The sequence below is a fragment of the Acidisoma sp. S159 genome (genome assembly GCF_009766125.1).
GTDB lineage: Bacteria > Pseudomonadota > Alphaproteobacteria > Acetobacterales > Acetobacteraceae > Acidisoma.
On record NZ_LMUG01000059.1, the window covers coordinates 376,043 to 401,190 of the forward strand.

At 64.3% G+C, this 25,148-nt stretch carries 21 protein-coding genes; 16 read left to right on the forward strand and 5 right to left on the reverse strand.

Going from position 1 to position 25,148, the window contains the following annotated elements; all coding sequences use genetic code 11:
• Positions 1-222: 222 nt before the first annotated feature.
• Positions 223-978 (forward strand): hypothetical protein, encoded by a 756-nt coding sequence (locus GSQ92_RS18565; RefSeq protein WP_158804802.1) that lies wholly within the window; start codon positions 223-225, stop codon positions 976-978.
• A gap of 8 nt (positions 979-986) precedes the next feature.
• Here the strand turns inward: GSQ92_RS18565 and GSQ92_RS18570 are convergent, their stop codons facing one another.
• The 3 genes from GSQ92_RS18570 to GSQ92_RS18580 all read right to left on the reverse strand — a co-directional run bounded on the left by GSQ92_RS18570 (position 987) and on the right by GSQ92_RS18580 (position 4,227).
• Complete coding sequence (locus tag GSQ92_RS18570; protein WP_158804801.1) at positions 987-1,298, reverse strand: hypothetical protein; 312 nt, start codon at positions 1,296-1,298, stop codon at positions 987-989.
• Positions 1,299-1,372: 74 nt separating this feature from the next.
• Positions 1,373-2,977, reverse strand: a complete 1,605-nt coding sequence (locus tag GSQ92_RS18575; protein ID WP_216850405.1) for a DHA2 family efflux MFS transporter permease subunit — start codon at positions 2,975-2,977, stop codon at positions 1,373-1,375.
• The gene (locus GSQ92_RS18580) at positions 2,974-4,227 is read right to left on the reverse strand and encodes an HlyD family secretion protein (protein ID WP_159013834.1); all 1,254 of its coding nucleotides are present in this window, start codon (positions 4,225-4,227) and stop codon (positions 2,974-2,976) included. The genes GSQ92_RS18575 and GSQ92_RS18580 overlap by 4 nt, the downstream gene beginning before the upstream one ends.
• A gap of 261 nt (positions 4,228-4,488) precedes the next feature.
• Here GSQ92_RS18580 and GSQ92_RS18585 point away from each other — a divergent pair, with 261 nt between their 5' ends.
• Both GSQ92_RS18585 and GSQ92_RS18590 read left to right on the forward strand, forming a co-directional pair.
• Complete coding sequence (locus tag GSQ92_RS18585; RefSeq protein ID WP_158804799.1) at positions 4,489-5,991, forward strand: catalase; 1,503 nt, start codon at positions 4,489-4,491, stop codon at positions 5,989-5,991.
• 103 nt (positions 5,992-6,094) lie between these two features.
• On the forward strand, positions 6,095-6,520 hold the full coding sequence (locus tag GSQ92_RS18590) for an organic hydroperoxide resistance protein (protein WP_158804798.1): 426 nt from the start codon (positions 6,095-6,097) through the stop codon (positions 6,518-6,520).
• 89 nt (positions 6,521-6,609) lie between these two features.
• On the opposite strand, the gene GSQ92_RS18595 is transcribed toward GSQ92_RS18590, so the two are convergent.
• Both GSQ92_RS18595 and mgrA read right to left on the reverse strand, forming a co-directional pair.
• Positions 6,610-8,820, reverse strand: coding sequence for an amylo-alpha-1,6-glucosidase (locus GSQ92_RS18595; protein WP_254065810.1), 2,211 nt, complete (start codon positions 8,818-8,820; stop codon positions 6,610-6,612).
• A gap of 78 nt (positions 8,821-8,898) precedes the next feature.
• Complete coding sequence (gene mgrA / locus GSQ92_RS18600; protein WP_158804797.1) at positions 8,899-9,942, reverse strand: L-glyceraldehyde 3-phosphate reductase; 1,044 nt, start codon at positions 9,940-9,942, stop codon at positions 8,899-8,901.
• A 639-nt stretch (positions 9,943-10,581) separates the two neighbouring features.
• Between mgrA and GSQ92_RS18605 the strand changes: the two genes are divergently transcribed.
• From GSQ92_RS18605 to GSQ92_RS18665, 13 genes are all read left to right on the forward strand, one after another.
• Positions 10,582-11,952 carry an ABC transporter substrate-binding protein gene (locus tag GSQ92_RS18605; RefSeq protein ID WP_159013835.1) on the forward strand — a complete coding sequence of 457 codons (1,371 nt, stop codon included), beginning with the start codon at positions 10,582-10,584 and terminating at the stop codon, positions 11,950-11,952.
• A gap of 292 nt (positions 11,953-12,244) precedes the next feature.
• Entirely contained in the window at positions 12,245-13,189 is a 945-nt protein-coding gene (locus GSQ92_RS18610) for an ABC transporter permease (protein WP_158804795.1), read from the forward strand.
• Entirely contained in the window at positions 13,186-13,998 is an 813-nt protein-coding gene (locus tag GSQ92_RS18615) for an ABC transporter permease (protein WP_216850403.1), read from the forward strand. Before GSQ92_RS18610 ends, GSQ92_RS18615 begins: the two co-directional genes overlap by 4 nt.
• The gene (locus tag GSQ92_RS18620) at positions 13,998-14,978 is read left to right on the forward strand and encodes an ABC transporter ATP-binding protein (RefSeq protein ID WP_158804794.1); all 981 of its coding nucleotides are present in this window, start codon (positions 13,998-14,000) and stop codon (positions 14,976-14,978) included. The genes GSQ92_RS18615 and GSQ92_RS18620 overlap by 1 nt, the downstream gene beginning before the upstream one ends.
• Positions 14,971-15,963: an ABC transporter ATP-binding protein gene (locus GSQ92_RS18625; RefSeq protein WP_158804793.1), complete on the forward strand. Its 993-nt coding sequence runs from the start codon at positions 14,971-14,973 to the stop codon at positions 15,961-15,963. The genes GSQ92_RS18620 and GSQ92_RS18625 overlap by 8 nt, the downstream gene beginning before the upstream one ends.
• On the forward strand, positions 15,953-17,215 hold the full coding sequence (locus GSQ92_RS18630; RefSeq protein ID WP_158804792.1) for an FAD-binding oxidoreductase: 1,263 nt from the start codon (positions 15,953-15,955) through the stop codon (positions 17,213-17,215). Before GSQ92_RS18625 ends, GSQ92_RS18630 begins: the two co-directional genes overlap by 11 nt.
• Positions 17,216-17,234: 19 nt before the next feature.
• On the forward strand, positions 17,235-18,521 hold the full coding sequence (locus GSQ92_RS18635; RefSeq protein ID WP_158804791.1) for a C69 family dipeptidase: 1,287 nt from the start codon (positions 17,235-17,237) through the stop codon (positions 18,519-18,521).
• A 41-nt stretch (positions 18,522-18,562) separates the two neighbouring features.
• Positions 18,563-19,387: a M55 family metallopeptidase gene (locus GSQ92_RS18640; RefSeq protein WP_254065809.1), complete on the forward strand. Its 825-nt coding sequence runs from the start codon at positions 18,563-18,565 to the stop codon at positions 19,385-19,387.
• Positions 19,388-19,393: 6 nt separating this feature from the next.
• On the forward strand, positions 19,394-20,251 hold the full coding sequence (locus tag GSQ92_RS18645; protein ID WP_158804790.1) for a sugar phosphate isomerase/epimerase: 858 nt from the start codon (positions 19,394-19,396) through the stop codon (positions 20,249-20,251).
• Between the two features lie 709 nt (positions 20,252-20,960).
• Positions 20,961-21,398: a cupin domain-containing protein gene (locus GSQ92_RS18650; RefSeq protein WP_158804789.1), complete on the forward strand. Its 438-nt coding sequence runs from the start codon at positions 20,961-20,963 to the stop codon at positions 21,396-21,398.
• 90 nt (positions 21,399-21,488) lie between these two features.
• Positions 21,489-21,788 carry a hypothetical protein gene (locus tag GSQ92_RS18655; protein ID WP_158804788.1) on the forward strand — a complete coding sequence of 100 codons (300 nt, stop codon included), beginning with the start codon at positions 21,489-21,491 and terminating at the stop codon, positions 21,786-21,788.
• A gap of 51 nt (positions 21,789-21,839) precedes the next feature.
• Positions 21,840-22,727 carry a DMT family transporter gene (locus tag GSQ92_RS18660; protein ID WP_158804787.1) on the forward strand — a complete coding sequence of 296 codons (888 nt, stop codon included), beginning with the start codon at positions 21,840-21,842 and terminating at the stop codon, positions 22,725-22,727.
• A gap of 149 nt (positions 22,728-22,876) precedes the next feature.
• Positions 22,877-25,048, forward strand: a complete 2,172-nt coding sequence (locus GSQ92_RS18665; protein ID WP_158804786.1) for a CHASE3 domain-containing protein — start codon at positions 22,877-22,879, stop codon at positions 25,046-25,048.
• The last annotated feature ends 100 nt before the right edge of the window (positions 25,049-25,148 follow it).

Consider the following 25,148-nt stretch of genomic DNA (forward strand, 5'->3'; position numbering starts at 1 on the left):
ATATCAGATCGCCACGCGCTCGCACCGTGATTGGACACGGCGCCGCCGCGCCGTTTAGCCTTCGCCGCGCGCTGACGACCTAGGAGGAGAGCGGGCCTGACTTCCCCTTGGATCACCCTCGGCGCTCTGGTTCTGTTTCTCGCCGCGAGCGGCGCCGGCATCGTCATCCGGCCGTTGCTGAGCGAGCGGCACAAAACACGGGAAACCATCGAGTTGCTTCAGGTGACGGTGACGATGCTCGTCACCTTCGCGGCCATCGTTCTTGGCCTGCTCATTACCTCGGCCAAGGCAAGCTTCGACGACGCCGCCGCCCAGTTCCGCAGCTATTCAATCGCGCTAGTGCAGCTTGACCTTAGTCTGCGCGACTACGGGCCGGGGGCCGATGCCATCAGGGCACAGCTGCGGACCTATACCGCGAGCGCGATCGCCTCGACTTGGACGAGTGAAAAAGCTCCGCCCGGCAACTATTATCCTCGCGTCGTGCCGAGCTCGGCGTCTGACATGACGGAGGAAAGTACGTTCCTGGGCCGCCTTCTGACGCAGGTGGGCCGCGGTATCCACGCACTTCCGGTTACAACACCGCAGCAGAAGCGCGACCAGCTGGACTGCGAGCATCAGATGCAGAACGTGCTGAGCCAGCGCTGGCAGTTGATCTCGGCGTTGCAGGCGCAGCTCTCCACGCCATTTGTGGTCGTGCTGGTCTTCTGGCTGGCGGTGATCTTTCTGTGTTTCGGGCTGAGTGCGCCGTTCAACTATCTCGCCGGTGCGGTGATTCTGCTCAGCGCGGTTTCGCTGACCTCGGCACTTTTCGTTGTGGTCGACCTCAACACGCTTTTCGACAACGGCTTTTTCACGATCTCCAGCGGGCCGGAGCGGGATGCGCTCGCCCATATGCTGGCGCCCGATGACGGCCGGACCGCGACCGATCCCATTGCCGCAACCGGCACGACCACCGGCCAGGGCACGCCGGCGCCATAGGACGGAGCCTAAATCGGCTCCTCGTCGTGAACGCCATGGGGGAAGAGGCGCTTGTCGACTTCGAGGCGGAGTTCCTCGATCGCGGTGCCGGAGGAAGGGTCGATCGCCTCGATCGCCGTCAGGATGGCCTGGCAGACGTCGCGCAGGCCGTGCAGGAAGCTGTGGCGGACCTGCTCGGCCGGCAGGTCGTCGTCACTCGGTATCGCGTGGCGGTCGAGCATTTCCTGCACGCGGTCCGCCTCGGTGTGATGCCCCTCATTGCGAAGCCGCACCACGAGCGCCTCGGCGCGCTGGGTCGGGATGTCGTCGTCTGCCGTCATGTGGAAACCTCGGTGGCGTTTGGGGGATGTGCACGCCTGCGCTGGCGCGGGTCAAGACGAGACGGCCCCGCGCGCTAGTGCCCTCCGCCCCCGCCGCCGCCGCTTTTGGTTGGCGAGAAGATGAAGGTGAAGGGGATCACGCAGAAGGCCGCGATGGCGCAGTAGATGAAAACGTCCCGATAGGCGAGCACAGCGGCTTGGGTCTGCAAATCCCGCAGGATCGTCGCCGGAACGAGCTCTGAGATCTGCCCCATCCCGTAGCCGAAACTCCGTATGCTTCCTCTCAGGGTTTGTTCCAGCAGGCGATAGGGCTCGTGCAGATCGGTCATGTACTGGGCGAGATACGCCTGGTGGATCTGCACCCGGTTGGTCACCGTGGCCGTCGCGAGCGAGATGCCGATCGATCCGGCGACGTTGCGGAGCATGACATAGAGCGCGCTGCCGTCCGAGTTCAGCGCGCGCGGCAAGGTGGAATAGGTGATCGTGCTGACCGGCACGAACAGGAAAGCCAGGCCGCTGACCTGAAAGATGCGGGTCCAGACCAGGGTCGCGAAATCCACCGTCGGCACCACGATCAGGCTGGAATACAGATAGGACGTCCCGACCAGCAGGAAGCCGAAGGCGATAAGGTATCGCGTTTGGATTCTCGGCATCAGCAGCCGCTGCACGAAGGGTATCAATATGACGATCGCGATCGCCCCGGGCGACAGGATCAGTCCGGCAAGGGTCGCGGTATAGCCCAGGTCCTGCTGTGCCAGTTGCGGCACCAGCACGGCGCCGGAATAGAGCGTGGCACCGATCCCGGTGATCATCAGCGCGCCGGCCGCGAAGTTGCGGTCCTTGAAGGCCAGCAGATCGACCACCGGCTTGGGCGTGGTCAGCAGCCAGACAATCGCGCCGCTGATCCCGATCGCCGCCAGAACGCCCATGGTCACGATGAAGCGTGAGCTGAACCAGTCCTCGTCCTCGCCGCGGTCCATCATGACCTGCAGGCAGCCGAGGCCGAGCGCGATGAGGCCGAGGCCGATCCAGTCGGTGTCAATGAACTTGGCCTTCTGCCGCTTCACCCAGGGCGGATCCTCGACCAGCGCCAGAACGGAGAAAAACGCGACCGCGCCGACCGGGATGTTGATCCAGAAGATCCAGCGCCAGGAATAGGTATCGGTCAGCCAGCCGCCGAGTGTCGGGCCGATCGCCGGCGCGAAAATCACCGCGATGGCCACCACCCCGAAGGCCGCGCCGCGCTTCTTGGGCTCGAAAGTGTCGAGGATGATGGCCTGCTGGTTCGGTTGCAGCCCACCGCCGAAGAAGCCCTGAAGCAGGCGATAGATCACCATCTGGCCGAGCGAAGTGGCCGTGCCGCAGAGGAAGGAACAGACCACGAAGGCCGCGATGCAGATCAGGAAGTAGCGCTTGCGGCCGATGACTCGGCCGATGAAGCCCGAGATCGGCAGCACGATGCCGTTGGCGACGAGATAGGAGGTCAGTGTCCAGGTCGCGTCGTCATAGCTCGCCGAGACCGACCCCGCGATGTGCGGCAGCGAGACATTGACGATGGTGGTGTCGAGAATCTCCATGAAGGCCGCGATTGTGACCACCACGGCGATGAGCCAGGGGTTGCCCTTCGGCTTCCACGCGGCATCGGATTCGTCATGCGTCCCGGCAGCGGCACCACTCACGGCTGGGTCTGCTCACTTTGCGCGCCGTTTCGGACGTATTCCCTGACCTTGATCGTGGGCTCAACCGAGAGGCCGAGGGGGAGCGGCAAATTGGGGTCCAGCCCATGGTCGATGTCGATCTTTACCGGCACGCGCTGCACGATCTTGACGAAGTTGCCGGTCGCGTTCTCGGCCGGGAAGGTGCTGAAGCGGCTGCCGGAGCCCATCTGCACGCTATCGACATGGCCTTTGAGATGCAGGCCGGGATAGGCATCGACCGTGATGTCCACGACCTGGCCAGGCCGCATGCGATTGAGCTGATTCTCCTTGTAATTGGCGATCACCCAGACTTCGGGCGTCACCAGCGACATGATTCCCTGGCCAGCCTCAAGATAATAGCCGACCTCGACATTGCGGCGCGTCACCCAGCCATCCTGCGGCGCACGGACGGTGGTGTAGGAAAGATTGAGCTTCGCCTGGTCGTATTGCGATTGGGCCTGCTGCTCCGACCCCAGGAGCTGCTGCACGCGGGCGCTCGCCTGGTCGATGTTCTGCTGCACGAGACTCGCCGTATCGACCTTGGCCTGGGCGACCTTCACCTGGCCCTCGGCCTGCCGGAGCGTGGCGGTCGATTGGTCGATCTGCTGCTGCGTGGTCGCGGCGCGGGCGACTACATGCTGTCGCTTGAAGTCGGATTGCGCGTTAGCGAGGTTACCCTGCGCTTGCTCCAGGCTGCCCTGCGCGGAGAGAAGATCGGCGGGATAGGTGGTCGCTGCCTTGTCGAGGTCGATCCGGGCCGAGGATAGCTGGGCCTGGGCCTGGGTAAGCTGCGCCGCCGTTTTGTCGAGCGCGGTCTTGTAGTCGCGTGGATCGATCCGGATCAGCACATCGCCCTTCCGGACGCGCTGGTTGTCGCTGACATCGAGCGCTATGACCTGGCCCGCAATCCTAGGCGCGATCGTGACCGCGCGGCCCTCGGTATAGGCATCGTCGGTATCGATCAGGTCGCGGATGGAAAACCAGTAGAGAAACGCGCCGATCGCGGCGATGACCAGGACGAGAACGAAAATCAGCCGGATCAGGATTTTGCGCCGCCGCGCCTTGCGCTCGTCGGCCTGCTTCTGGGCGGGCGTGCGGCGGTCCTTCTGATCGTCCTGCTTGCCGTCCTTCGCTTTGTCGCCCCCCGCGTCACCGCCCTTCGACTGGCCGGAGTCAGCTTTCTTCTCGTCGTCTGGACCGGCAGCCCGCGCCTCGTCGTCGTCTTCAGCCATGAGGTATCCTTGATGCGGAAGCAGGAGGCGCCAGTCCGGGCCGGCTCAACCAGCGCGCTGACCGATCGGTCAGCGTTAGCGCATGTAAGGGCTTGCAGTCGATTCGAAACCCCCCAGCTCGCCAGGTTTAAGCCGAGCCCTCCACAGCGGGGGTCGTGATAGAGTGGCGCTATTGATCGATATCGAGAAATCGATTTTGCCGATCATACTTGGAAGCGTAGGTTGCGGCTGTTCCAAGCCCCGCATGAAGATGAGGTCCCGATGCCCGATGATGTGACACGCCCCACGCTCACCAGCACGGCGGGCGCACCCGTCCCCGACAACCAAAACAGCATCACCGCCGGCGCGCGCGGCCCGATTTTGTTGCAGGACTACCAGCTGCTTGAGAAGCTGGCTCACCAGAACCGTGAGCGCATCCCCGAGCGGGTCGTCCATGCCAAGGGCTCCGGCGCCTATGGGACGCTGACGATCACGGGCGACATTACGAAATATACTCGCGCCAAGGTCTTCACCCCCGGCTCCAAGACTGACTTGCTGCTGCGCTTCTCCACCGTCGCCGGCGAGCGTGGCGCGGCGGATGCCGAGCGCGATGTGCGTGGCTTCGCGCTGAAGTTCTATACCGAGGAGGGCAATTGGGACCTCGTCGGCAATAACACGCCGGTCTTCTTCATCCGTGACCCGATGAAATTCCCGGACTTCATCCGCACGCAGAAGCGCCATCCGCGCACCAATATGCGTTCGCCCACCGCGATGTGGGATTTCTGGTCGCTGAGCCCGGAGAGTCTGCATCAGGTCACCATCCTGATGAGCGATCGCGGCCTGCCCACCAGCTACCGTCACGTGAACGGCTATGGCAGCCACACCTACAGCCTGTGGAACGACGCCGGTGAGCGCTACTGGGTGAAGTTCCACTTCAAGACCCAGCAGGGTCACAAGCATTGGACCAACGAGGAAGCCAACGCCGTCATCGCGAATGATCGTGAAAGCCACCAGCGCGACCTGTACGAGTCGATCGAGGCCGGCGACTTTCCGAAATGGACCTTCTTCGTCCAGATCATGCCCGAGGCCGATGCCGAGAAGACCAGCTACAATCCCTTCGACCTCACAAAGGTCTGGCCGCATGGCGAATATCCATTGATCCATGTCGGCGAGTTCGAGCTCAACCGCAATCCCGAGCATTATTTCGCGGAGATCGAGCAAGCGTCTTTCTCGCCGTCCAATGTCGTGCCCGGCATCAGCTACTCGCCGGACAAGGTGTTGCAGAGCCGCATCTTTGCTTATGCCGATGCGCATCGCTATCGCGTCGGCACGCATTACGAGAAGCTGCCTGTTAACAAGCCGAAGGTTCCCGTCCATACCTACCATGCCGACGGCCCGATGCGTTTCGACGCGCCGCGCGGCACGGACGCCTATTACGAGCCCAATTCCTTCGATGGCCCGGTGGAGGCGCCGTCCACCAAAGAGCCGCCACTGCGTATTCACGGCGATGCCGACCACTACAATCATCGCGATGGCAACGATGACTATGCGCAGCCGGGCAACCTGTTCCGCATGTTCGACGAAGGGCAGCGCAAGCGTCTTTTCGATAACATCGCGGGTGCGATGCAGGGCGTGCCGCCTTACATCATCGACCGGCAGATCGAGCATTTCCACCGCGCCGATCCCGCTTGGGCCGAGGGTGTGAGGGAGGCAATCCGCCGCATCCATACGAGCGAGGCTTCCGCACCGACCACCGCCGCCAACGTCGCGGCCGCCGCGGAGTAACGGGACTGCGGGCGGCTGTCGTTCGGCAGCCGACTGGTCTTCTCGTCTTGCACGGCCTTCGGCTATGATGCGAGCGCGTTTCGATTTTGTTGGAGGACAGACAATGCCTACGAACGTGCTCTACACGACCTCCGCGACGGCGACGGGCGGACGCGATGGGCGTTCCATCGTCAAGGACAATGCGCTCGATGTGCGTTTGTCCACGCCAAAAGAACTCGGCGGTGGCGGGGGCACCGGCAATAACCCGGAGCAGCTTTTCGCGGCCGGCTATTCCGCCTGCTTCCTCGGCGCGATGAAATTCGTCGCGGCCCAGGGCGGCCCCAAGGTGCCGGACGATGCGACCGTTACCGCGACTGTGGGGATCGGCCCGCGCTCGGAAGGTGGCTTCGGTCTCGACGTGGCGCTGGCGGTGTCATTGCCGGGCATCGACAAAGCGGAAGCCCAGGCGCTGGTCGAAAAGGCGCATCAGGTGTGCCCATACTCTAACGCTACCCGCAATAACCTGGACGTTCATCTGAGCGTCGTCTGAGGTAGGCGCGGCGCAAAAACGCGGCGCGGCGGACGTATCGTCATGCTCGGCGAATGCCTCGGCCTTCGCCGAGGATGACGTCGGGGCAATTAGCTCCGCATCAGCACATGCACATCGCCAGAGCGCGCGATGACGTTCATTGCGACCTCCGTGCCGACGCGCCGCAGGACAACGCTGATCTTGTCGGGTCCCAGGCCAGGCATGAGGTTGTAAAGCGTTACCTCATCGAGGAAATCCGGCAGCGTCGGCTTGTTGAAGGTGACCGAGCGTTCCGCCGGATCGAAGCTGATGCCGAGGCAGGCTTGCAGCAAAGCGGGCAGCGCGGTCGCCGCCCAAGCCTGTGGCGAGCAGGCGACCGGGTAGAAGGTCGGACCCTGGCCGCGCCGGCGCGCGAAGCCGCAAAACAATTCGGGCAGCCGGCGTAGCTCGATGTAAAGCGCCGCATCGAAAATGCCGTGGAAGATTTTCGCGACGGCCGCGGTGTGGCCATAGCGCGACAGGCCCATGCCCATCATCGCATTGTCATGCGGCCAGACGGATCCGTTGTGATAGGCCATCGGATTGTAGCGCGCCTCTGTCGTGGCGACGGTGCGCACGCCCCAGCCAGTGAAGAACCGGCTTGCCATGAGGCCCTCTGTCACCCGCGCCGCGCGGTCAGGCGAGGCAATTCCCGAAAGCAAAACCTGACCGGCATTCGAGGTCTGGACGCGGCAAGGCTTCTTCTCGCCATCGAGTGCCAGCGCGTAAGTGCCGATTTCCTCACACCAGAAGCTCGCCTCGAAAGCGACACGCAAAGCCTCGGCCTTCTGGTCCTGCACCGTGGCGACATCCGCATGTCCGAGGCGGCGGCCGATCAGCGCCATCGCACGGCGCGCGGCATAGACATAGCCCTGCACTTCGCAAAGCGCGATCGAGCCTTTTGCGAGCGTGCCATCGGCGTGGAAGACGCTGTCCCAACTATCCTTCCAGCCCTGGTTCGCGAGACCATTCTCGGTCGCGCGATAATATTCGACGAAGCCATCGCCATCGCGGTCGCCGTAATTGTCAATCCAGGCGATGGCGGCTTCGAGATGCGGCCACAACCGGCGCGCGGTGGTGTCATCATGTGTGCGCTCGACATAAGCGCCGGCCAGCATGACGAAAAGCGGCGTGCTATCGACACTGCCATAGTAGTGAGCAAAAGGCACTTCGCCGAGCAGGGCCATTTCGCCGTGCCGGACCTCGTGCAGGATTTTGCCGGGCTCGGCATCCGCCGCTGCGTCCACCTCCGTCGCCTGGTTCTCCGCGAGGTAGCTCAGCACGCCCCGCGCAATACTCGGGTCTAGCCACAGCGTCTGCATCGCGGTGATGAGCGCGTCACGGCCGAAGGGCGCGCTGAACCAGGGAATTCCGGCATAGGGGTAGAGGCCGGTCGGCTTCTGCGTGATCAGCATATAAAGATCGCAGATCGAGCGGCGGATCGCCTCGTTGAAGACTTCGTTCGAGCTCGCGATGGCCGCCGCCTGGGCTGAGTTCGCGCGCATCCAGCGCCGCGCCTCGATCATCGACAGCATGAAATTCTCGCGCACCCCCCGGATCGGGAAAGTACCGTCGTGGCACGTAATCTCGAAGAAGATCAGCGCGCGCTCGTGCGGCTGCAGCATGAGGTCGAACACCGCGCGATTGGGTTCCAGCGTTGTCGGCGCAGGATCGAAGCGGATTCGTGTGTAACGCTTGCGATCATCGAGGCCGAGATAACCCAGAACGACCCCGGTTTCGGTGATTTCGGTCGGCAGGCGCGTACCGCGATGCTCACGCGGTGTGCCGCGCACCTCGAAAAGATCCGCGAAATCGGAGTCGAAGAAAAGTTCCAGGCGGAGGAGCTGCGGCGAGGCCGAGAAATTGCGCACCGCCATCCGCTCGAAACATGTCGCGTTGATCAGGAAACGCGAACGGCGGATATGGATGGTGTCGTGCTCCAGCACGACTTTGTCGCCAATCGACAGATCAGGATTGGTGAGGTCGCATGTCAGCGAGCCATTGTCGTCCCGCAAGGTCGAGCTCAGCAGGATCGGCCGGCCGCCGCCGATCCGCAGGTCGAAGCGGGAAAGGTGGCGGGTATCGCGGTTGTAGAGGCCCTCGGTGCCGCCGTCACTGATGCTTCCCGTCAGGTCGAAGACGCCGAACATGTCGCCATTCTTCAGCGTTCGGAACTGCTGTTCCTGCAGCGAGATCGTGGCACCCACCGCATAGGGCGGCGCTCCGGTCGCGGCGAGGTTGGGCGAGGGAACGACTTGGACGGCTTCGATGGCGTCTGTCACTGCAAGCCTTTCCGGCGGAAGGGGCCGACTTGGAAGTTGTCCGCCGCGGTGTGTGAGACCGCGGCGGGCAGGCGTGGTTCAGTCGCCGCGCGTGGCGACCTCGCGCCACAGATCGATGCCGCCCTCAGTGGCGTGGCGGTCGATCTCGGTGAGTTCCGCGGCGGAGAAGGTCGCGGTCTTCAGCGCGTCGAGCGCATTGTCGAGCTGATGCACATTGCGCGCGCCGATGAGCGCGGAGGTCACGCCGGGCAGCCGCAGCACCCAGGCGATCGCCATCTGCGCCAGAGACTGGCCGCGCTTCTGGGCGATAGCGTGCAGCGCCCGCACGCGGGCAAGATTCTCCTCGGTCAGCAGCTCCTGCGCGAAGGAAGTGCCCTTGGAAGCGCGGGTGCCGGCGGGCACACCGTTCAGATATTTGTCGGTCAGCAGCCCCTGGGCGAGCGGCGAGAAGACGATCGAACCCGCGCCGATATCCTCCAGCGTGCTGAGCAGGTCGTCCTCGATCCAGCGGTTGACCAGCGAATAGGAGGGCTGGTGGATCAACAGCGGCACGCCGAGATCCTTGAGGATCGCCGCCGCCTTGCGGGTCCGCTCCGGCCCGTAGGAGGAGATGCCGACATACAGCGCCTTGCCCTGCCGAACGAGCTGAGCTAGGGCGCCCATAGTCTCCTCGAGCGGCGTCGAGAAGTCCGGGCGATGCGAATAGAAAATATCGACATAGTCGAGGTTCATCCGCTTGAGGCTCTGCTCGCAGCTCGCGATGAGATACTTGCGGCTGCCGCCGACGCCATAGGGGCCGGGCCACATGTCCCAGCCGGCCTTGCTGCTGATGATCAGCTCGTCGCGGTAGGGCTTGAAGTCCCGCTCCATATAGACGCCGAAGTTTTCTTCGGCCGAGCCGTAGGGAGGGCCATAGTTATTGGCGAGGTCGAAATGGGTCACGCCACGGTCGAAGGCGCGGCGCAGCACGGCCCGGCCGGTCTCGAAGACATCCTCGCCGCCGAAATTATGCCACAGGCCGAGGGAGATCGCCGGCAGGTCGAGGCCGGATCTGCCGCAGCGGCGGTATGGCATGGCGCCGTAGCGATCGGCGGCTGGCTGATAAACGGGTTTCGTTGCCATCTTGGTATCCCCTAGGTCGCGTCCTGGGCGCGGACCCTAATCGCAGCGCGCGCGTAACGGCAAGGGACGGGGCGAGGGTGGCAGGTGCGGGTAGGGCGTGGCCTTGGTGGCCTGCTCCTTGCGAGCCTGGAGCCCCGAGCCTTTCGGCACATAAGAAACCCACCCCCAGCCCCTCCCTTGCAGGGAGGGGTGAAGAGACGCGAACTCCCGCCCCTGAAAAGGAAGGGCCGGGGGTGGGTTTTCATGAGCCAGCTGCCGTTTTTTGATGCAGCTTTGGTGCGTTCCAAAATTAAATGTGGTGCAAGAATAGGATGCTTTGCATAGCAATTGAGCCACGGAGAAGCGAAACAGCCCAAGAACGAAGTTCTTGACACGCCGTCTCGGAGAGATCGGAAATGCGCGACGTTTTCAGACATTGAGGGGCTTTGACGATGGCGCTTCCGACCGATCCTCTCTCCGCTTTCCTGTTCTCGCGTCGCCGCCTGCTCGCGACCACCGGCCTAGGGATGGCCGCCGCGACCGTCGGCGTCGGCCTTCCGCGGTCGGGCGCCTATGCCGATACGCCCAAGAAGGGCGGGACCCTCACCATGGCGCGCACCGCCGACGTAGTGTCCTTTGAGCCGGTGGTGCCCACCGAACATGTCGATCTGGGCGAAGCTGCTGATCTTCCAGCTACTCATCCGCACCAGCCCGGGCGGCGACAACGTGGTTCCGGATCTCGCCAGCAGCTGGGACGTATCGGACGACAAGCGCACCTACACCTTCCACCTCCGGGAGAACGCCGCCTTCTCGGACGGCACGCCCGTCACCTCCGAGGATGTCGAATTCTCGTTCCAGCGCGCGATTTACGACAAGGATTCTTGGGCCGCGTCGCTGTTTCCCAAGCTCAGCATGGAGACGCCGGACAAACACACCATCGTCTTCAAGCTGCAGCAGGACTGGGCGCCTTTCCTGGCGGCCGTCTCCGTGCATGGCGCCTGCATCGTGCCGAAGGCCTATTTCAACAAGGTCGGCGTCAAGACTTTCGGCGACAAGCCGATCGGGTCGGGGCCCTTTATGCTGACGGAGTGGAAGAAGGGCGACAGCTGCACGATGCAGCGGAGCCCGCATTTCTGGGATCCGAACCGCCCCTATCTCGATACCGTGGTGCTGTCGGTCATCGCCGACGACAATGTTCGGATGCTGAAGGTGCAGTCCGGTGAGATCGACGTCGGCACGCAGGTGCCCTTTAACCAGATCGACAAACTTAAGCATGTTTCGGGATTGGATGTTCAGGTCGCGACCTATGATCGCATCGACTGGTTCCAGTGGAACGAGAAGCTGCCGGTGTTCCAGGATGTAAAGATTCGCCAGGCTTTCAATTACGCGGTCGATCGCGAGGCGATTATCAAGGCGGTGCTATTCGGCTATGGCGAGGTGCCGACGACCTTCCTGCCGAAGATGTTCCTCGCCGATACCGAGAACAAGCCCTATCCCTACGACCTCGCCAAAGCGAAGCAACTCATGGCGGCGAGCACCATGCCGAATGGTTTCCCGGTCAAGTGCAAGATCTACGCGGGCGACACGATCTTCAATCAGGTGGCGCAAATCGTCCAGCAGATGGTCTTGCCGCTGGGAATCAAGATGTCGATCGAGCAGGTGGAGCAGGATACGCTTAACGCCCAGCAGGCCTCCGCCGATTACGAGATGTCGCAGGGCTATATGACCAGCGACATCTTCGACCCCTGTGAACTGGTGGCCTTCGCGGGCGCCGGAGACGAGGGCACCTTCGCCGTCTGGACCTACTACAACAACGCCAAGGTCAACACGCTTGCCAAACAGGCGCTGGGCGAACTGGACGAGAGTAAGCGGAAGCAAATCTATCTCGACATGCAGCGCCAGATTTTCGAAGACGCGCCATTCCTTTGGCTCTACTGGACGCCAGCGGTGACAGCGGTGCGCGACGGCGTGCATGGCTTCGCGGTTCTGCCGACGGGCAATTACTGGCTGGAAGACGTCTGGAAGAGCTGAGGCGCGGGCTTGGGTTCGCGGCGCAAGGATTCCCTCGTCATGGCACACATAGGCGTGTCGGACGCCCTATGCCGTGCACCCCTTCGGACCGCAAGGAAGGCGTGGATCCTCGGCCTTCGCCGAGGATGACGGTGGTGGTCTACGGCTTCCCACCGCCACGCCTCTCCCGTCATGGCACGCGTAGGCGTGCCATCCACGCCTTGCCTGCTGGCCCCAAGCAAGTCGTGGTTGCTCGGTCCCTGGCAGGGCACCCTCCGCTGACGATGCCAGCGGTGGCCGCGAGACCCGCCTCATGCTGAGCTATATCCTTCGCCGCCTGTTGCTGATGATCCCGGTGGCGCTCGGGATCACGCTCGCGGTCTTTCTGCTCGTGAGGCTGATTCCGGGTGATCCGGCGCGTGCCATCCTCGGCATTCATGCGACGCCCGATTTGCTGGCGGCGGTGCGGGCGCGGCTGGGGCTGAATGACAGTATCGTGGTGCAGTATCTGATCTACCTGCGCAACCTGGTGCAGGGCGATTTCGGGCAGTCCTATTACTACGGCGAGCCGATCGCCCGGCTGGTCGGAGAGCGCGCGGTGCCGACCCTGCTGCTGCTGGCCTATAGCACCGTGCTCACGCTCGTCCTCGCCGTTCCCGCCGGTATCCTCGCGGCGACGCGGCGCGACCGCGCGGCGGATCATGTCGTGCGGATCGTCTCGACCGTGGGCGTCGGTCTGCCGCCCTATTGGACGGGCTTCATCCTGATCCTGCTCCTATCGGTCACCTTCAAGATTTTCCCCATCGGCGGTTATGGCAATACCTGGGGGCAGCGGATGTTCAACCTGTTCCTGCCCGCGCTGACTATTTCTCTGAATGTGGCGCCGCTGGTGATGCGGGCCCTGCGCAGCAGCATGACCGAGGCGCTGGGTGCCGGCTTCATTGATACGGCGCGCGCGAAGGGGCTGAGCGGCTGGGCGGTGTTGCTGCGCCACGCCCTTCGAGTTGCGATCCTGCCGGCGATTGGCGTGCTGGGTCTCAACATCGGCTTCCTCGTCGGCTCGACGGTGATCGTGGAGAATGTCTTCTCGGTGCCCGGTCTGGGCCAGCTCATGATCAGCTCGATCAACACGCGCGATTACCCGACGATCCAGATGGTGACGCTGATCTTTGGCGTCATCGTGGTGCTGATCTACCTCGCCACCGATCTGCTCCAGATGCTGCTCGATCCGCGTGTGCGAAAGGCGCAGATCGGGTGAGAAACTGGCCCCGCAATCTCAAGCTCGGTGTCGGGCTGCTGATCGCCTGGATCTTGCTCGCGGTCTTCGGACCGATGCTGCTCACCGGCGATCCGACGACGATGGATCTGATGCATTCGCTGCATCCGCCGAGCCTCGCCTTTCCGTTCGGCACCGACAATCTCGGACGCGGCGTCTTTACGCGGGTCGTCTATGGAACACGGCTGGATTTGCAGATCGGCCTGTTCTGCGTGGTGCCGGTCTTTATCATCGGCACGACCATTGGCATCATCGGCGGCTACTTCGGCGGCTTCTTTGACGGGCTGTCGATGCGGCTTGCGGATGTCGCTGTCGCCTTTCCCTTCCTCGTCGCGGTCATCGCCATCGTCGCCGTGCTTGGGCCGGGCCTGACGAATATGTATATCGCCGTCGCGGTGGTGAACTGGGTGAGCTATGCCCGCATCACCCGCTCCGAAATTCTCGTCGTCAAGCAAATGGATTACGTGCAGGCGGCGAATATCCTGGGTTTCGGCAATACCCGCATCCTCGCCCGCCATGTTCTGCCCAATGTCATCACGCAATCGCTGATCTATGCGAGTTCGGATGTCATCCTCGCGGTTTTCACGGGCAGTTCGCTCGGCTTCCTCGGCCTCGGCGCGCAACCGCCGGCGGCGGAATGGGGGCTGATCATCGCGGACGGCTATAGTTTCGTGAGCCAGGCACCCTGGATCAGCGCGTTTCCGGGCCTTGCCATCGTGGCGCTCGCGGTGTCCTTCAGCCTGCTCGGTGACGGCCTGGCGGATGTGTTGCGGCCGGAGCTCGGGCGCTGATGAGCGGCGCGCTTCTGCAAGTGCAGGGTCTGGGCATCGGTCTCACCCGCAGGGGTGCGACGGTGCCGCTGGTGGAGGATGTGTCCTTCGCGGTGCGCCAGGGCGAGGCTTACGGCATCGTCGGCGAATCTGGCTGCGGCAAAAGCACGACCATCCGGGCGGTGATCCGCCTGCTGGCGGCCCGCGTGCGGATCACCGCCGGAACCGTGGCTTTCGAGGGCAACCAACTGGCGCAGGCGTCCGAGGCGACGCTGCGGCCCATACGCGGCGCCGGCATCGGCATGGTGTTCCAGGATCCGCTCACCGCGCTCAACCCGGTCATCACGGTCGGCCAGCAAGTGGCGGAGGGTTTGCGCACCCACGGCAAAGGCGGCCGGGACGGTGGCCGCGAGCGCACGCAGGAGGTGATGCGGCTGGTCGGCTTGCCCGATCCGCAGCGCATAGCGGCAGCCTATCCGCATGAGCTTTCGGGTGGGCAGCGGCAGCGCACGGCGATCGCCATCGCGCTCGCCTGCTCGCCGCGCTTGCTGCTGGCGGATGAGCCGACGACGGCGCTGGATGTCACCATCCAGGCGCAGATCCTGCGACTGCTCTCGGATCTGCGCAAACGGCTCGGCATGGCGCTGATCCTGGTGACGCATGACCTTGGCGTGGTGGCGCAGACCTGCGACCGCGTCGCGGTGATGTATGCCGGGCGCATTGTCGAGGAAGCGCCGATCGCGCGCATCTTCAAGGCCCCCGCGCATCCTTATACGGTGGCGCTGCTGGACTCGATCCCGCGCGGCAGCCGCGCCGCGCATCCGCTGCACCCGATCGCCGGTATGCCGCCTGATCCGGCGCAGAAACCTCCCGGCTGTCCGTTCGCGCCGCGCTGCCCCCGCCGCTCCACGGTATGCGAGACGACATTCCCATCCTGGACGCGGCATTCGGGCGGCGGTGGCTTCGCCTGCTATCATCCGATGGAGGCGGGGCATGGCTGAGACGCCGCTCCTCTCCGTGCAGGCACTCTACAAGTATTTCCCGCTGCGGCGGCCGCTGATGGCGGCGCTCGCCGGGCAAGCGCAGAGGCGCGTGCAGGCGGCGCATAACGTTGGTTTCACCATAGCGCCGCGCGAAAGCTTCGGGCTGGTCGGCGAGTCGGGCTGTGGCAAGACGACGCTCGGCCGCATGGTGCTGGGTCTGCTGCCGCCGGATGATGGGGTGATCCTGTTCGACGGGCAGGACATCGCGCGCCTCGATGCCGCCGGTAAGCGCGCGTTGCGGCGGCAGGTTCAGATGGTCTTCCAGGATCCCTATTCCTCGCTCAATCCGCGCATGCGCATCGGTGCCGCCATCGCCGAGCCGATCCGACTGCACGGCGTCGTGCCGAGTGGCGAAGTGGCGGAGGAGGTAGCGCGGCTGCTGCAACGCGTCGGCCTACCGGCTTCGGCGGGAGCGCGGTACCCCTCCGAACTATCGGGCGGGCAGCGGCAACGCGTCGGCATTGCCCGCGCGCTGTCCCTGCGGCCGCGCCTTTTGGTCGCGGATGAGGCGGTGTCGGGCCTGGATGTGTCCGTACGGGCGCAGGTGCTCAACCTACTCGCGGATCTGCGGCGAGACCTTGGTCTCGCGCTTATGTTCATCAGCCACGATCTTGGCGTGATCGAATATCTCTGCGAGACCGTGGGCGTGATGTATCTCGGCACCATGGTTGAAAACGGACCCACCGCGGCGGTCTTCGCGCATCCCGCGCATCCCTATACCCGCGCGCTGCTGGCGGCGGTGCCGCGCGCCGACCCCTCGGCGGTGTCGAGCGAGGCGCCGCTGGCCGGTGAGCCGCCAAGCGCCGTCGATCCGCCGAGCGGCTGTCCCTTCCGCACGCGCTGCCCGGAGGCGCGGTCGATCTGCGAGACGCCTCCGCCGCGTGTGACGTTGCCCGGACGCCGCTGGGCCGCCTGCCATTTCGCGGCCGACCATGTGCAGTGACCGCGTGGAGGAGTTCGACGCCATCGTATTAGGCGGTGGCGTCGTCGGTGTTTCCGTCGCGGTGCATCTGCAGATGCGCGGGTTGCGCGTGGTGCTGGTCGATCGCCGGGCGCCGGGTGAGGAGACCTCTTTCGGCAATGCCGGCATCATCCAGCGCGAGGCGGTGTTCCCGCATATCTTCCCGCGCGGCCTCGCCGAGCTTTTCCGCTACGCGCGCAACCGCTCGACCGAGGCTTTCTATCATCCGTCGATGTTGCCGCGCCTGGTCTCGCCTTTCTTCCGCTATTGGCATCACTCACAGCGGGATCGTTACCTCGCCATCGCCCGCCTCTACGCGCCGCTGATCGCCGAGAGCGTGCATGACCATGCGGCGCTCGCCGAGGCAGCGGGTGCAATGGATCTGCTCCGCCCGACCGGCTGGACGCAGGCGCATGAGGATCCGCGCAAGCTTGAGGAAGCGCTGGCGGAAGCTGAGGTCATGCAGCGCGAATTCGGCGTCACGCATCAGGCGCTCGACGCGGGCGCATTGGCGCGGCACGAACCGCATTTGCGGCAAGGCTTGGTGGGCGGGCTGCATTGGCAGCAGGCGGTGGCGGTCAGCGATCCGCATGCGCTGACCCTCGCCTATGTCGGATTGTTCGAGCGGCTCGGCGGTGTGTTGCGGGTAGGCGACGCGCGCACCTTATCGGCGAGCGGCGGCGGCTGGCGGGTCGGGACTAATGACGGCGCGGTGACGGCGCGGCGGGCGGTAGTTGCGCTGGGCGCCTGGGCCCCGGAGATCACCAAGCCGCTCGGCTACAACGCGCCGCTTTTCGTCAAGCGCGGCTACCACATGCATTACAAGCCGGACGGCAACGCCCTACTGAACGGGCCGGTGCTGGATGTCACCAACGGCTATATGCTGGCGCCCATGCGGCGCGGCATCCGGCTGACCACCGGCGCGGAGTTCGCCGACCGCGATGCCCGGCCGACCCCGGTGCAGCTCGGCCGCGCAGAGCCCGCCGCGCGGCGCCTTATGCCGGCGCTGGGCACAGCGCTCGATCCCAAGCCTTGGCTGGGTGCGCGTCCCTGCACGCCGGATATGATGCCGATCATCGGGCCGGCGCCGGGCCAGCCGGGTTTGTGGTATGCCTTCGGCCACGCGCATCACGGCCTCACCCTCGGTCCCACCACCGGCCGCCTCATCGCCGAGATGATGATGGGGGACAAGCCCTTCACCGATCCCACGCCGTACCGTGCCGAACGGTTCTGACTGCTGAGAGGAAGAAGCGATGTGCGACACGATCGTAGCACTGCCCGAGGCGACAGCCGACGGCGCGATGCTGCTGGCGAAAAACGCCGACACCGAAGTCAATGAGGCGCAGCAGATTCTGCGTTTCCCGGCGCGCGACTACCTTCCCGGCGCGGCGGTGCGCGTGACGCATATGACGATCCCGCAAGCGCTCCATACGCATGAGATCATCCTCGACCGTTCCTTCTGGAGCTGGGGCGGGGAGATCGGCTGTAATGAGCATGGCGTGGCGATCGGTGACGAGGCGATCTTCACCAATCAGCGCGCCGAGAAGGACGGGGTTGTCGTGCTCGATCTCCTGCGCCTCGGTCTGGAGCGCGCGACGACGGCGCGTGAGGCGGTGGATGTCATCGGCGCGCATGTCGTGCAGTTCGGCCAGGGCGGCAACTGCCAAATGATGGGCAATTACTGCTTCGATTCTGGTTTGCTCATCGCCGATCGCCATGAGGCGTGGATCGTGAATTGCGCCGGCCATCACTGGGCCGCGCGGCGGGCGCGAGCGACGGAGGCGATCTCCAACCGCATCCAGATCGGCGCGGATTGGGACCTGTCTTCGCTGACGGCCAACGGCACCAAGCCGGATTTCCGCGCGATGTTCGTCGATCCCGCGCGCGAATACGACAGCGGCGCGGATGAGCGTGAGAGCTGCGCCGCCGGGCTGCTCGCGGCGCGGCGTGGCAGCATCACGATGCACGACATGGCGGCGGTGCTGCGGGATGTCGGCGACGAGGCAACGTATGACGTGACCGAGGGCGATCGCTCGACGAAACTGTGCATGCATGCCGGACCCTCGCCGCAGCGTTTCTGGCACGCGACCGGTGCCATGATCACCGAGACGCGCGCGGATAGCCTCGTGGTGTGGATGACGGGTACCTCGGCCACCGATCTGTCGATCTTCAAGCCGCTGTTCTTCGGCATTCCCCTACCGAGCGTTGGGCTTCAGCCAAGCGGCGTCGATACCGACGGCACGCTGTGGTGGCGGCATGAGCGGCTGCATCGCCGGGCGATGGCGCATTACCGCGAGGTCAAGCCGGAAATCCGCGCGGAATTCGACGTGCTCGAGCGGGAGTTTCATCGCCAGTCCGAGACTGTCCGAACCGGCACGCTACAGGAGCAATCAGAATTCGTGGAGTGGTGCTGGCAAACGGCGGCCAGTGCGACGGATACTCTGATCGAGCGCCTGCAGTCCCGCACTTATGGTTTCGCGCATAAGGGCTATGGCGCGATGTGGGAGCGGTTCAACGCTGAGGCTTCGCTGGCGCTTTGATTAGTCGGCCTGAGCGCCGTCGATCGGGAGGAGACAAAGACGTGACCAAGAAAATCTTCATCTCAATGGACATTGAGGGCGTTGCGGGCGTCGTGATCCCGGAGCAAGGCCAGCCGGGTAATCTTGAATACGAGCACTCCCGCCGCCTGATGACGGAAGAGGCGAATGCCGCGGTCGCCGGTGCCTTCGATGGCGGCGCGACGGAGGTGCTGGTCAATGACAGCCATGGGCCGATGGTCAACATCATCCCGGACCTGCTCGACCCGCGCGCCGAACTCATCCGCGGCAATATCAAGATGGCCTCAATGTTTGAGGGTCTGGATCCCTCGTACGCCGGTGCGATGTGCGTCGGCTATCACGCGCCGGGTGCCGATCACGGCGTGCTCGCTCATACAGTGAGTTCGCGCGCCTTCACCGAGGTTCGCTTGAATGGCGAGCGTGCCTCGGAGGCGATGTTTTTCGGCGCCTATGGTGGTGCGATGGGCGTGCCGGTGATCCTGCTCTCGGGTGACGACGTGACCGAGCGGACCTGCGGCACTCTGTTTCCCGGTGCCGAATTCGTTCGCGTGAAGACGGCGCTCGGCCAGCGCGCGGCGCGTTCGCTCTCGCCGCAGGTCGCGCGCGAGCGTATCCGTGCGGGCGCGGAGGCCGCCGTCAAGCGCGCCGGTGAGATCAAGCCTTATCGCGTATCCGAGCCTTGCAGTGTTGCCTTTGACTTGACCAGCGTGACGCTCGCCGACATCTGCGCGCGCATTCCCGGTTCGCTGCGTCCCGCGCCGCTGAGCATTGCCTTCGACGGTTGTAGTATCGCTGACGCCATCGGCTGGATGATGACCTGCGCAGTGCTTGGGAACGCGGTATCCTAATCTCTGATGGGCAACCGCATTCTCTCGGTTTCGGCTGCGCCCTATGACGGCTACCCGCTTGGCGCGACCCTCGACAGCCTCGCCAATTGCGGGGTGAGCCATGTCGAGCCAGCTTATATCGTTGGCTATACGGAACCCTTCACGGAAGAGGCTTTCTCCAAGACCGCTGCCACCGCTTACCGTCGAGCCATGGCCGCGAGCGGTCTGCGCTGCCACGCCGTCTCCGCTCACATGGATCTTGGCACCCCGGACGCGCTGGAAGTCTTTCGGCGCCGCATGGATTTCGCGCGGACGCTCGGCGCCGGGATCATCAACACCAATGCCAGCCTGCGCGTCCGCGCGAAACAATTCCGCATGAACATCGATGCGCTCGCGCAACACGGCGCGGCGATCGGTCTCACCATCGGACTGGAGAATCCGGGGAACGGAGAGGATGATCTCGTCAACACGGCGGCCGACGGGGTGGAACTGGTGCGCGCGATCGGGTCGCCGCAGGTGCGGCTCAACTTCGATCCAGGCAATCGCGTGTCGCACATGAAGGACGACAAAGATGCGGCGGAAGACGGCTTGCTAGCCCTGCCGAGCAGCGCGCATTTCCACATCAAGGATGTCAAGCGGCGCGCGGGTGGCTGGTATTTTGTGACGCTTGGCGCCGGAGATATCGACTACCGACCGGTTTTGTCTGGCCTAACAGGTTTCCCGGGGCTTCCCATCAGCATCGAGATTCCGCTTCGGCTCCATCGCGGTCTGGACGCCTTGCCGGTGCGCCGGCCCGAGGCCGTGGCGTTGGCGGCGATAGAAACGACACTGCGCGCGAGCCTTAACTACGTTCGCGGCAGTCTGTCGGATACCGTAAGCGAGTGAACAGTCTCGACGGCAAAGCCCGCTGCATATAAATTGTTCTAGCTGTCCCTACGGTCCCTTCGAGGCGCTTTTTCCGTGCGCCCTTGCAGATGCCTTATAGGCCGCTTCAGAGTGGGCATGAGCCCGCGAAGAATACTCGCTGGCGGCTCCATGGTTGCTCGTTCCATGCTTCTCGGCCGCCGCCCGATGTGCTTTGGCCGCTTGGTCATGTAGTTCTGCCGCTTCAATGTGAAGGCGCTCTACCATCTCTCGCTTTCCGCAATGATTCTCGCAAAGGCGCGAACTCTCAGTGGTCTTGTCACGTAGTCGAATTTCAAAAAGCCGAGCGTCCAGATGACGCGGCCATAGAATTAATCAAGTAGTGCGGAAGAGAGGCGCGCGGAAATATTTTTGGCGTACCTGGCGAGGATGTGACCGGTTTTTAGCGGGGACATACTCCTTTTGGCGATACGGCCTTTCGACCAGGGATGCACCGTAAGCGGCACGTGTCGCATCAGCTTTCCGTGGGAGAGGCGGGGGATGCTCATCATTCGCTGTCGAGCCCGTGACATCTCAGACAGGAGGGCGGTGACGAAGGTGCCGGGATCTGGCAAACGGCTGCTCGGTGCACAGGGGCTGCCCCGATTGTGCCGGGCGGACACCTTCATGGCTCCTTTCCGCCAAGGCAAGTCGGCCGGTGAAGCCATGGGACACCCGACGGAGGTTGGCGATGACACGACGTAACGCGGCCCTGGCTCTCGGCGTTCTCGCCACGACCGCATTCGGTCCGGTGCTGGCTGGAGCGCAGGCGAAGTCTCCCGCCGTGACCGTCACCACGCTGTTCAGCGGCACGGAGACGGCGGCCGGGCAGCCGATCACTCTGCCTTCGGGACCGGTGCGGTTGGTCGTGTCGGAATACGTCATCCCGCCCGGCTCGGTGCTTCCCGTGCACCGGCACCCCTATGCCCGCTACGGCTATGTCCAGGCCGGCCGGCTGAAGATCACCAATGTGCAGACCGGCTTGGCCAAGGTCTTTGGTCCGGGCGATGTGATCGTGGAGATGATCAACGTCTGGCACTCCGCGACGCCGGTCGGCACTGCGACGGTCCGGCTGCTGGTATTCGACCAGCTTCCCCCCGGCGGCGTGGCGACGGAGCTGCGTCACTAGCGCCTCGCGCGCGAACGGGCGGCAGCTGGGCTCGCCTGCGGTGGTTCCCGCCGCTAGGATGCGGCCAGGGCAGAGAGTTCGGATCTTACGATGGACCAAGGCGTTATGTCGGCGATCAATTTCGTTCTGACCCTGTTGCTGCGTCTGGTCGCGGCGGTCATGACGGTGATCGGCGTGGTCGAGACCTTCTGCCGCCGTCTGTTGATCGATGCCGGGGTCAACGGACAGCTCCAGGCGGCGATCCTGGTGATCGTGGCGATCCTCCTCATCGTCGCGGCGCTGCGCCTGCTGGGCGGAGTGTTCGGCCTGCTCATCACGGTGCTGCTCGTCTTGCTCGTGCTGCACGTTCTGATGCCGGGGATGCACATCCCGGGTCAGGTCAGTCTCTAGCATTGTGCGCCGGCGGCCCGTCGCGGCCGCGGGCGGCTAGAAGCGCCGACGATGCAGTTCCGCACCGAAACGACGATCTTCCCCGTGCTGGCGGCTGCCGGCGGCATCGCGATCATGTCGGCGATGGATGCCGTCATGAAGGTCGTCTCCCCGGTCTATCCGATCAGCGAGGTCGTCGGACTGCGTTACGCGACTGGGGCCGGCTTCGCGGTGCTCGCCTTCTTTGTAACGCGAGAGAAGACGCCGAGCCTCGGGTCACTTCGTCGCAACTTCAGCCGCTCCATCGTGGTGCTGATCACCGCAGCCTCGTTCTTCACCGCCATCGCCCGCCTGCCTTTGGCCGAGGCTGTCGCGCTCACCTTCATCGCGCCGCTCCTGCTTTCGCTTCTTGGCCGCGTCGTGCTCAAGGAGCCGATTGCCCCGCGTGCGCTGTTGGGGATCGTGATTGGCCTGGCCGGCGTGGTGGTGATCGCCCAAGGCCAGATCGCTGATCCGCGCCGCGCCTTCGACCTCGTCGGGATCCTCGCGGCGCTGAGCTGCGCGTTCTTCTACGCCCTGTCCAACGTCCTGATGCGGAAGCAGAGCCATCTCGACCGCATCGGCACGCTGGTCATGCTGTCGAACTGCTTTGCCTTTTTGCTGATCTCGCCCGTGATGCTGATCCATTGGCAGGCGCCGACAGCCTCGCATTGGCTGGCTTTTGTCGTCTCGGGGCTGATGGGAACCTGCGGCCATTATTGCATGGCCTGGGCCTATGCCCGTGCGCCGGCGGGACGGTTGGGTGTGCTGGAATACACCGCCTTCTTTTGGGCCGCAATTTACGGCTACGTCTTCTTCGCGGAGCGTCCGGCGATCTGGACCGTGGCAGGCGCCGTGCTGATCCTCTTTGCCTGCCTCGCCGCCACCTCTCGCTGGCCCCGCGCGCGCGCGAAATCGTGAGGGGTTCCGCCCAACCAGGATACACTGTACTGGGACACGCGAGTATTCTTGAATTAGGGACGTCTTCGCGTGCACTCTACCGCCGGGACCGACCTTCTCGCGCGGGAGAGCGGATCGCCTAGGTCCAGAAGCGGCGCAGCGAGTAAGTAGTGACCAAGTATATCGTCACCCGCGCTAATCTTCTCGGTTTCGGAGTTCTGGTCGTCCTTTTGCTGCTGGTCGGCATCGCGACCTGGGATCGCCTGAATGCGGCCCGCAGCGCGCGGCAATGGTGGCAGCACAGTTATAGTGTGATCGGCGCCATAAAGGATCTGGACCTCAGCATCCACGACGCCGAAAGCGGCCAGCGTGGCTTCCTGCTGACCGGAAACGAGGACTATCTCAAGCCATATAACGCGGCTCTCGGGCGAGTGACCCTTTTGGAATCCGCGCTGAACCAGTTGACGGCCGACAATCCAGCCGAGCAGGCGCGGCTTGCGGCCTTGGGCCCCCTGGTCCAGCGCAAGCTTGAGGAGATGAGCCAGACCATCGTGATCCGCCGCGACGACGGCGCTTCCGCGGCGTTGCGGATCGTCCAGACCAACCTCGGCCGCGATCTCATGGTCGAGATTGAATCCACGATCGCCGGCATGGCGAACGAGGAACACAGTCTGCTCGCCAAGCGCCTCGCGGTGCTGGATGAGCGAGCCCTGCTGATCCGCTGGCTTTTCTTCGGCGGCACCGCTCTCGCGATTCTGGCGCTGATCTATGCCGCCTGGTTGCTCAATCAGGCATGGTCGCGTTCATACCGGGCGGAATCGGAGGAGCGGCTCGCCGCGCAGCGCTTGCGTGTCTCGCTCGACAGTCTGAGCCAGGGTGTCGGGGTCTTCGATGTCGAGCGACATCTCACGAACTGGAACGAGTGCTTCCAGGTGCTGCTGGATCTACCCGAGCCGATGCTCCGCCCCGGCACGCGATATACCGACATAGCCGGGCACGCCGCCGAAGACGGGATGATCCTGGAAACCGAAGATCAGCTCCGCCATGGGCGCCACGGTCTCGGCGAGGCGACCGTCTATGAGGGCATGCGGGCCGGCGGCCATACGCTTGAGTTGCGTCGCACCGCTATGCCGGATGGCGGTTTCGTGATCACCGTGACCGATATGACGAAGCGGGCGCAGGCCGAGAGCGTTATGCGCGAGGCCCAGAAGATGCAGGCGATCGGCCAGCTCACCGGCGGCATCGCGCATGACTTCAACAACCTGCTCACCGTGATCATGGGCAATCTGGAAGTGGTATCGACAAGGCTCGGCACGGATCCGGCGCTGCAGCTTCGCATCGAGCGCGCCGCCTGGGCCGCCGAGCGCGGCGCCACGCTCACCGCGCAATTGCTGTCCTTCGCGCGAAAGCAGCCCTTGGCGCCGGCGCCGCTGGATCTGACCGCCACCGTGCCGGCGATGGTGCCGCTTCTCCGGCGCACGCTCGGCGAGCACATCGACGTGCGATACGTCGAAACTGCCGGACTGTGGCCCGCGATGGCGGACGCCGCGCAGTTGGAAAGCGCCGTGCTCAATCTCGCGCTGAATGCACGCGACGCCATGCCCGGCGGGGGTCGGCTGACGATCGAGCTGGGCAACCGGGTGCTCGACGAGGATTACGCCCGCCGCCACGCGGAGGTTGACGCGGGGGATTACGCGATGCTCGCGGTATCCGACACCGGGCATGGCATGACCGCCGAGGTGGCGCGCCGCGTCTTCGAGCCATTCTTCACGACCAAGCCGGACGGCAAGGGAACCGGCCTCGGCCTCGCGATGGTCTTCGGCTTCGTCAAGCAGTCGGGTGGCCACGTGAAGATCTATTCCGAGCCGGGACAGGGTACGACGGTACGTATCTACCTGCCCCGCGCCCATAATGCCGCCTTCGAGGCTGTGGAGCGCTCTGGTCCGCCCATCGCTCTGCCGCGCGGTTCGGCGACCATCCTGGTGGTGGAGGACGAGCCTGCGGTGCGGGAGGTAGCGGTCGCTATCCTCAACGATCTTGGCTATCGCGTGCTGGAGGCGGCGGATGGCGAGGAAGGCCTCAGGGTTTTCGCCGCCCAGGCCGACAGCATCGCATTGGTGTTGTCGGACGTGGTGCTGCCGGGCGAGCTGCGCGGGCGCGAGATGGCGGGGCGCATCACGGCAATGAGGCCGGGGGTTAAGGTGCTCTTCATGTCCGGCTACACGGAAAACTCGATCGTGCATCACGGCCGTCTCGATGAGGGCGTGCAACTCATCGGAAAGCCGTTCAAGCGTGAGCAACTGGCTCGGCGCGTGGCGGATGTGTTGGCGCGGACGGGGTAGGGCGTGGTGGTCTTGTATTGAATCGCGATCCAGAGAATCCGTCATGGCACGCGAAGGCGTGCCATCCACGCCTCAGTTATGGCGCCTGACCGAAGGCGTG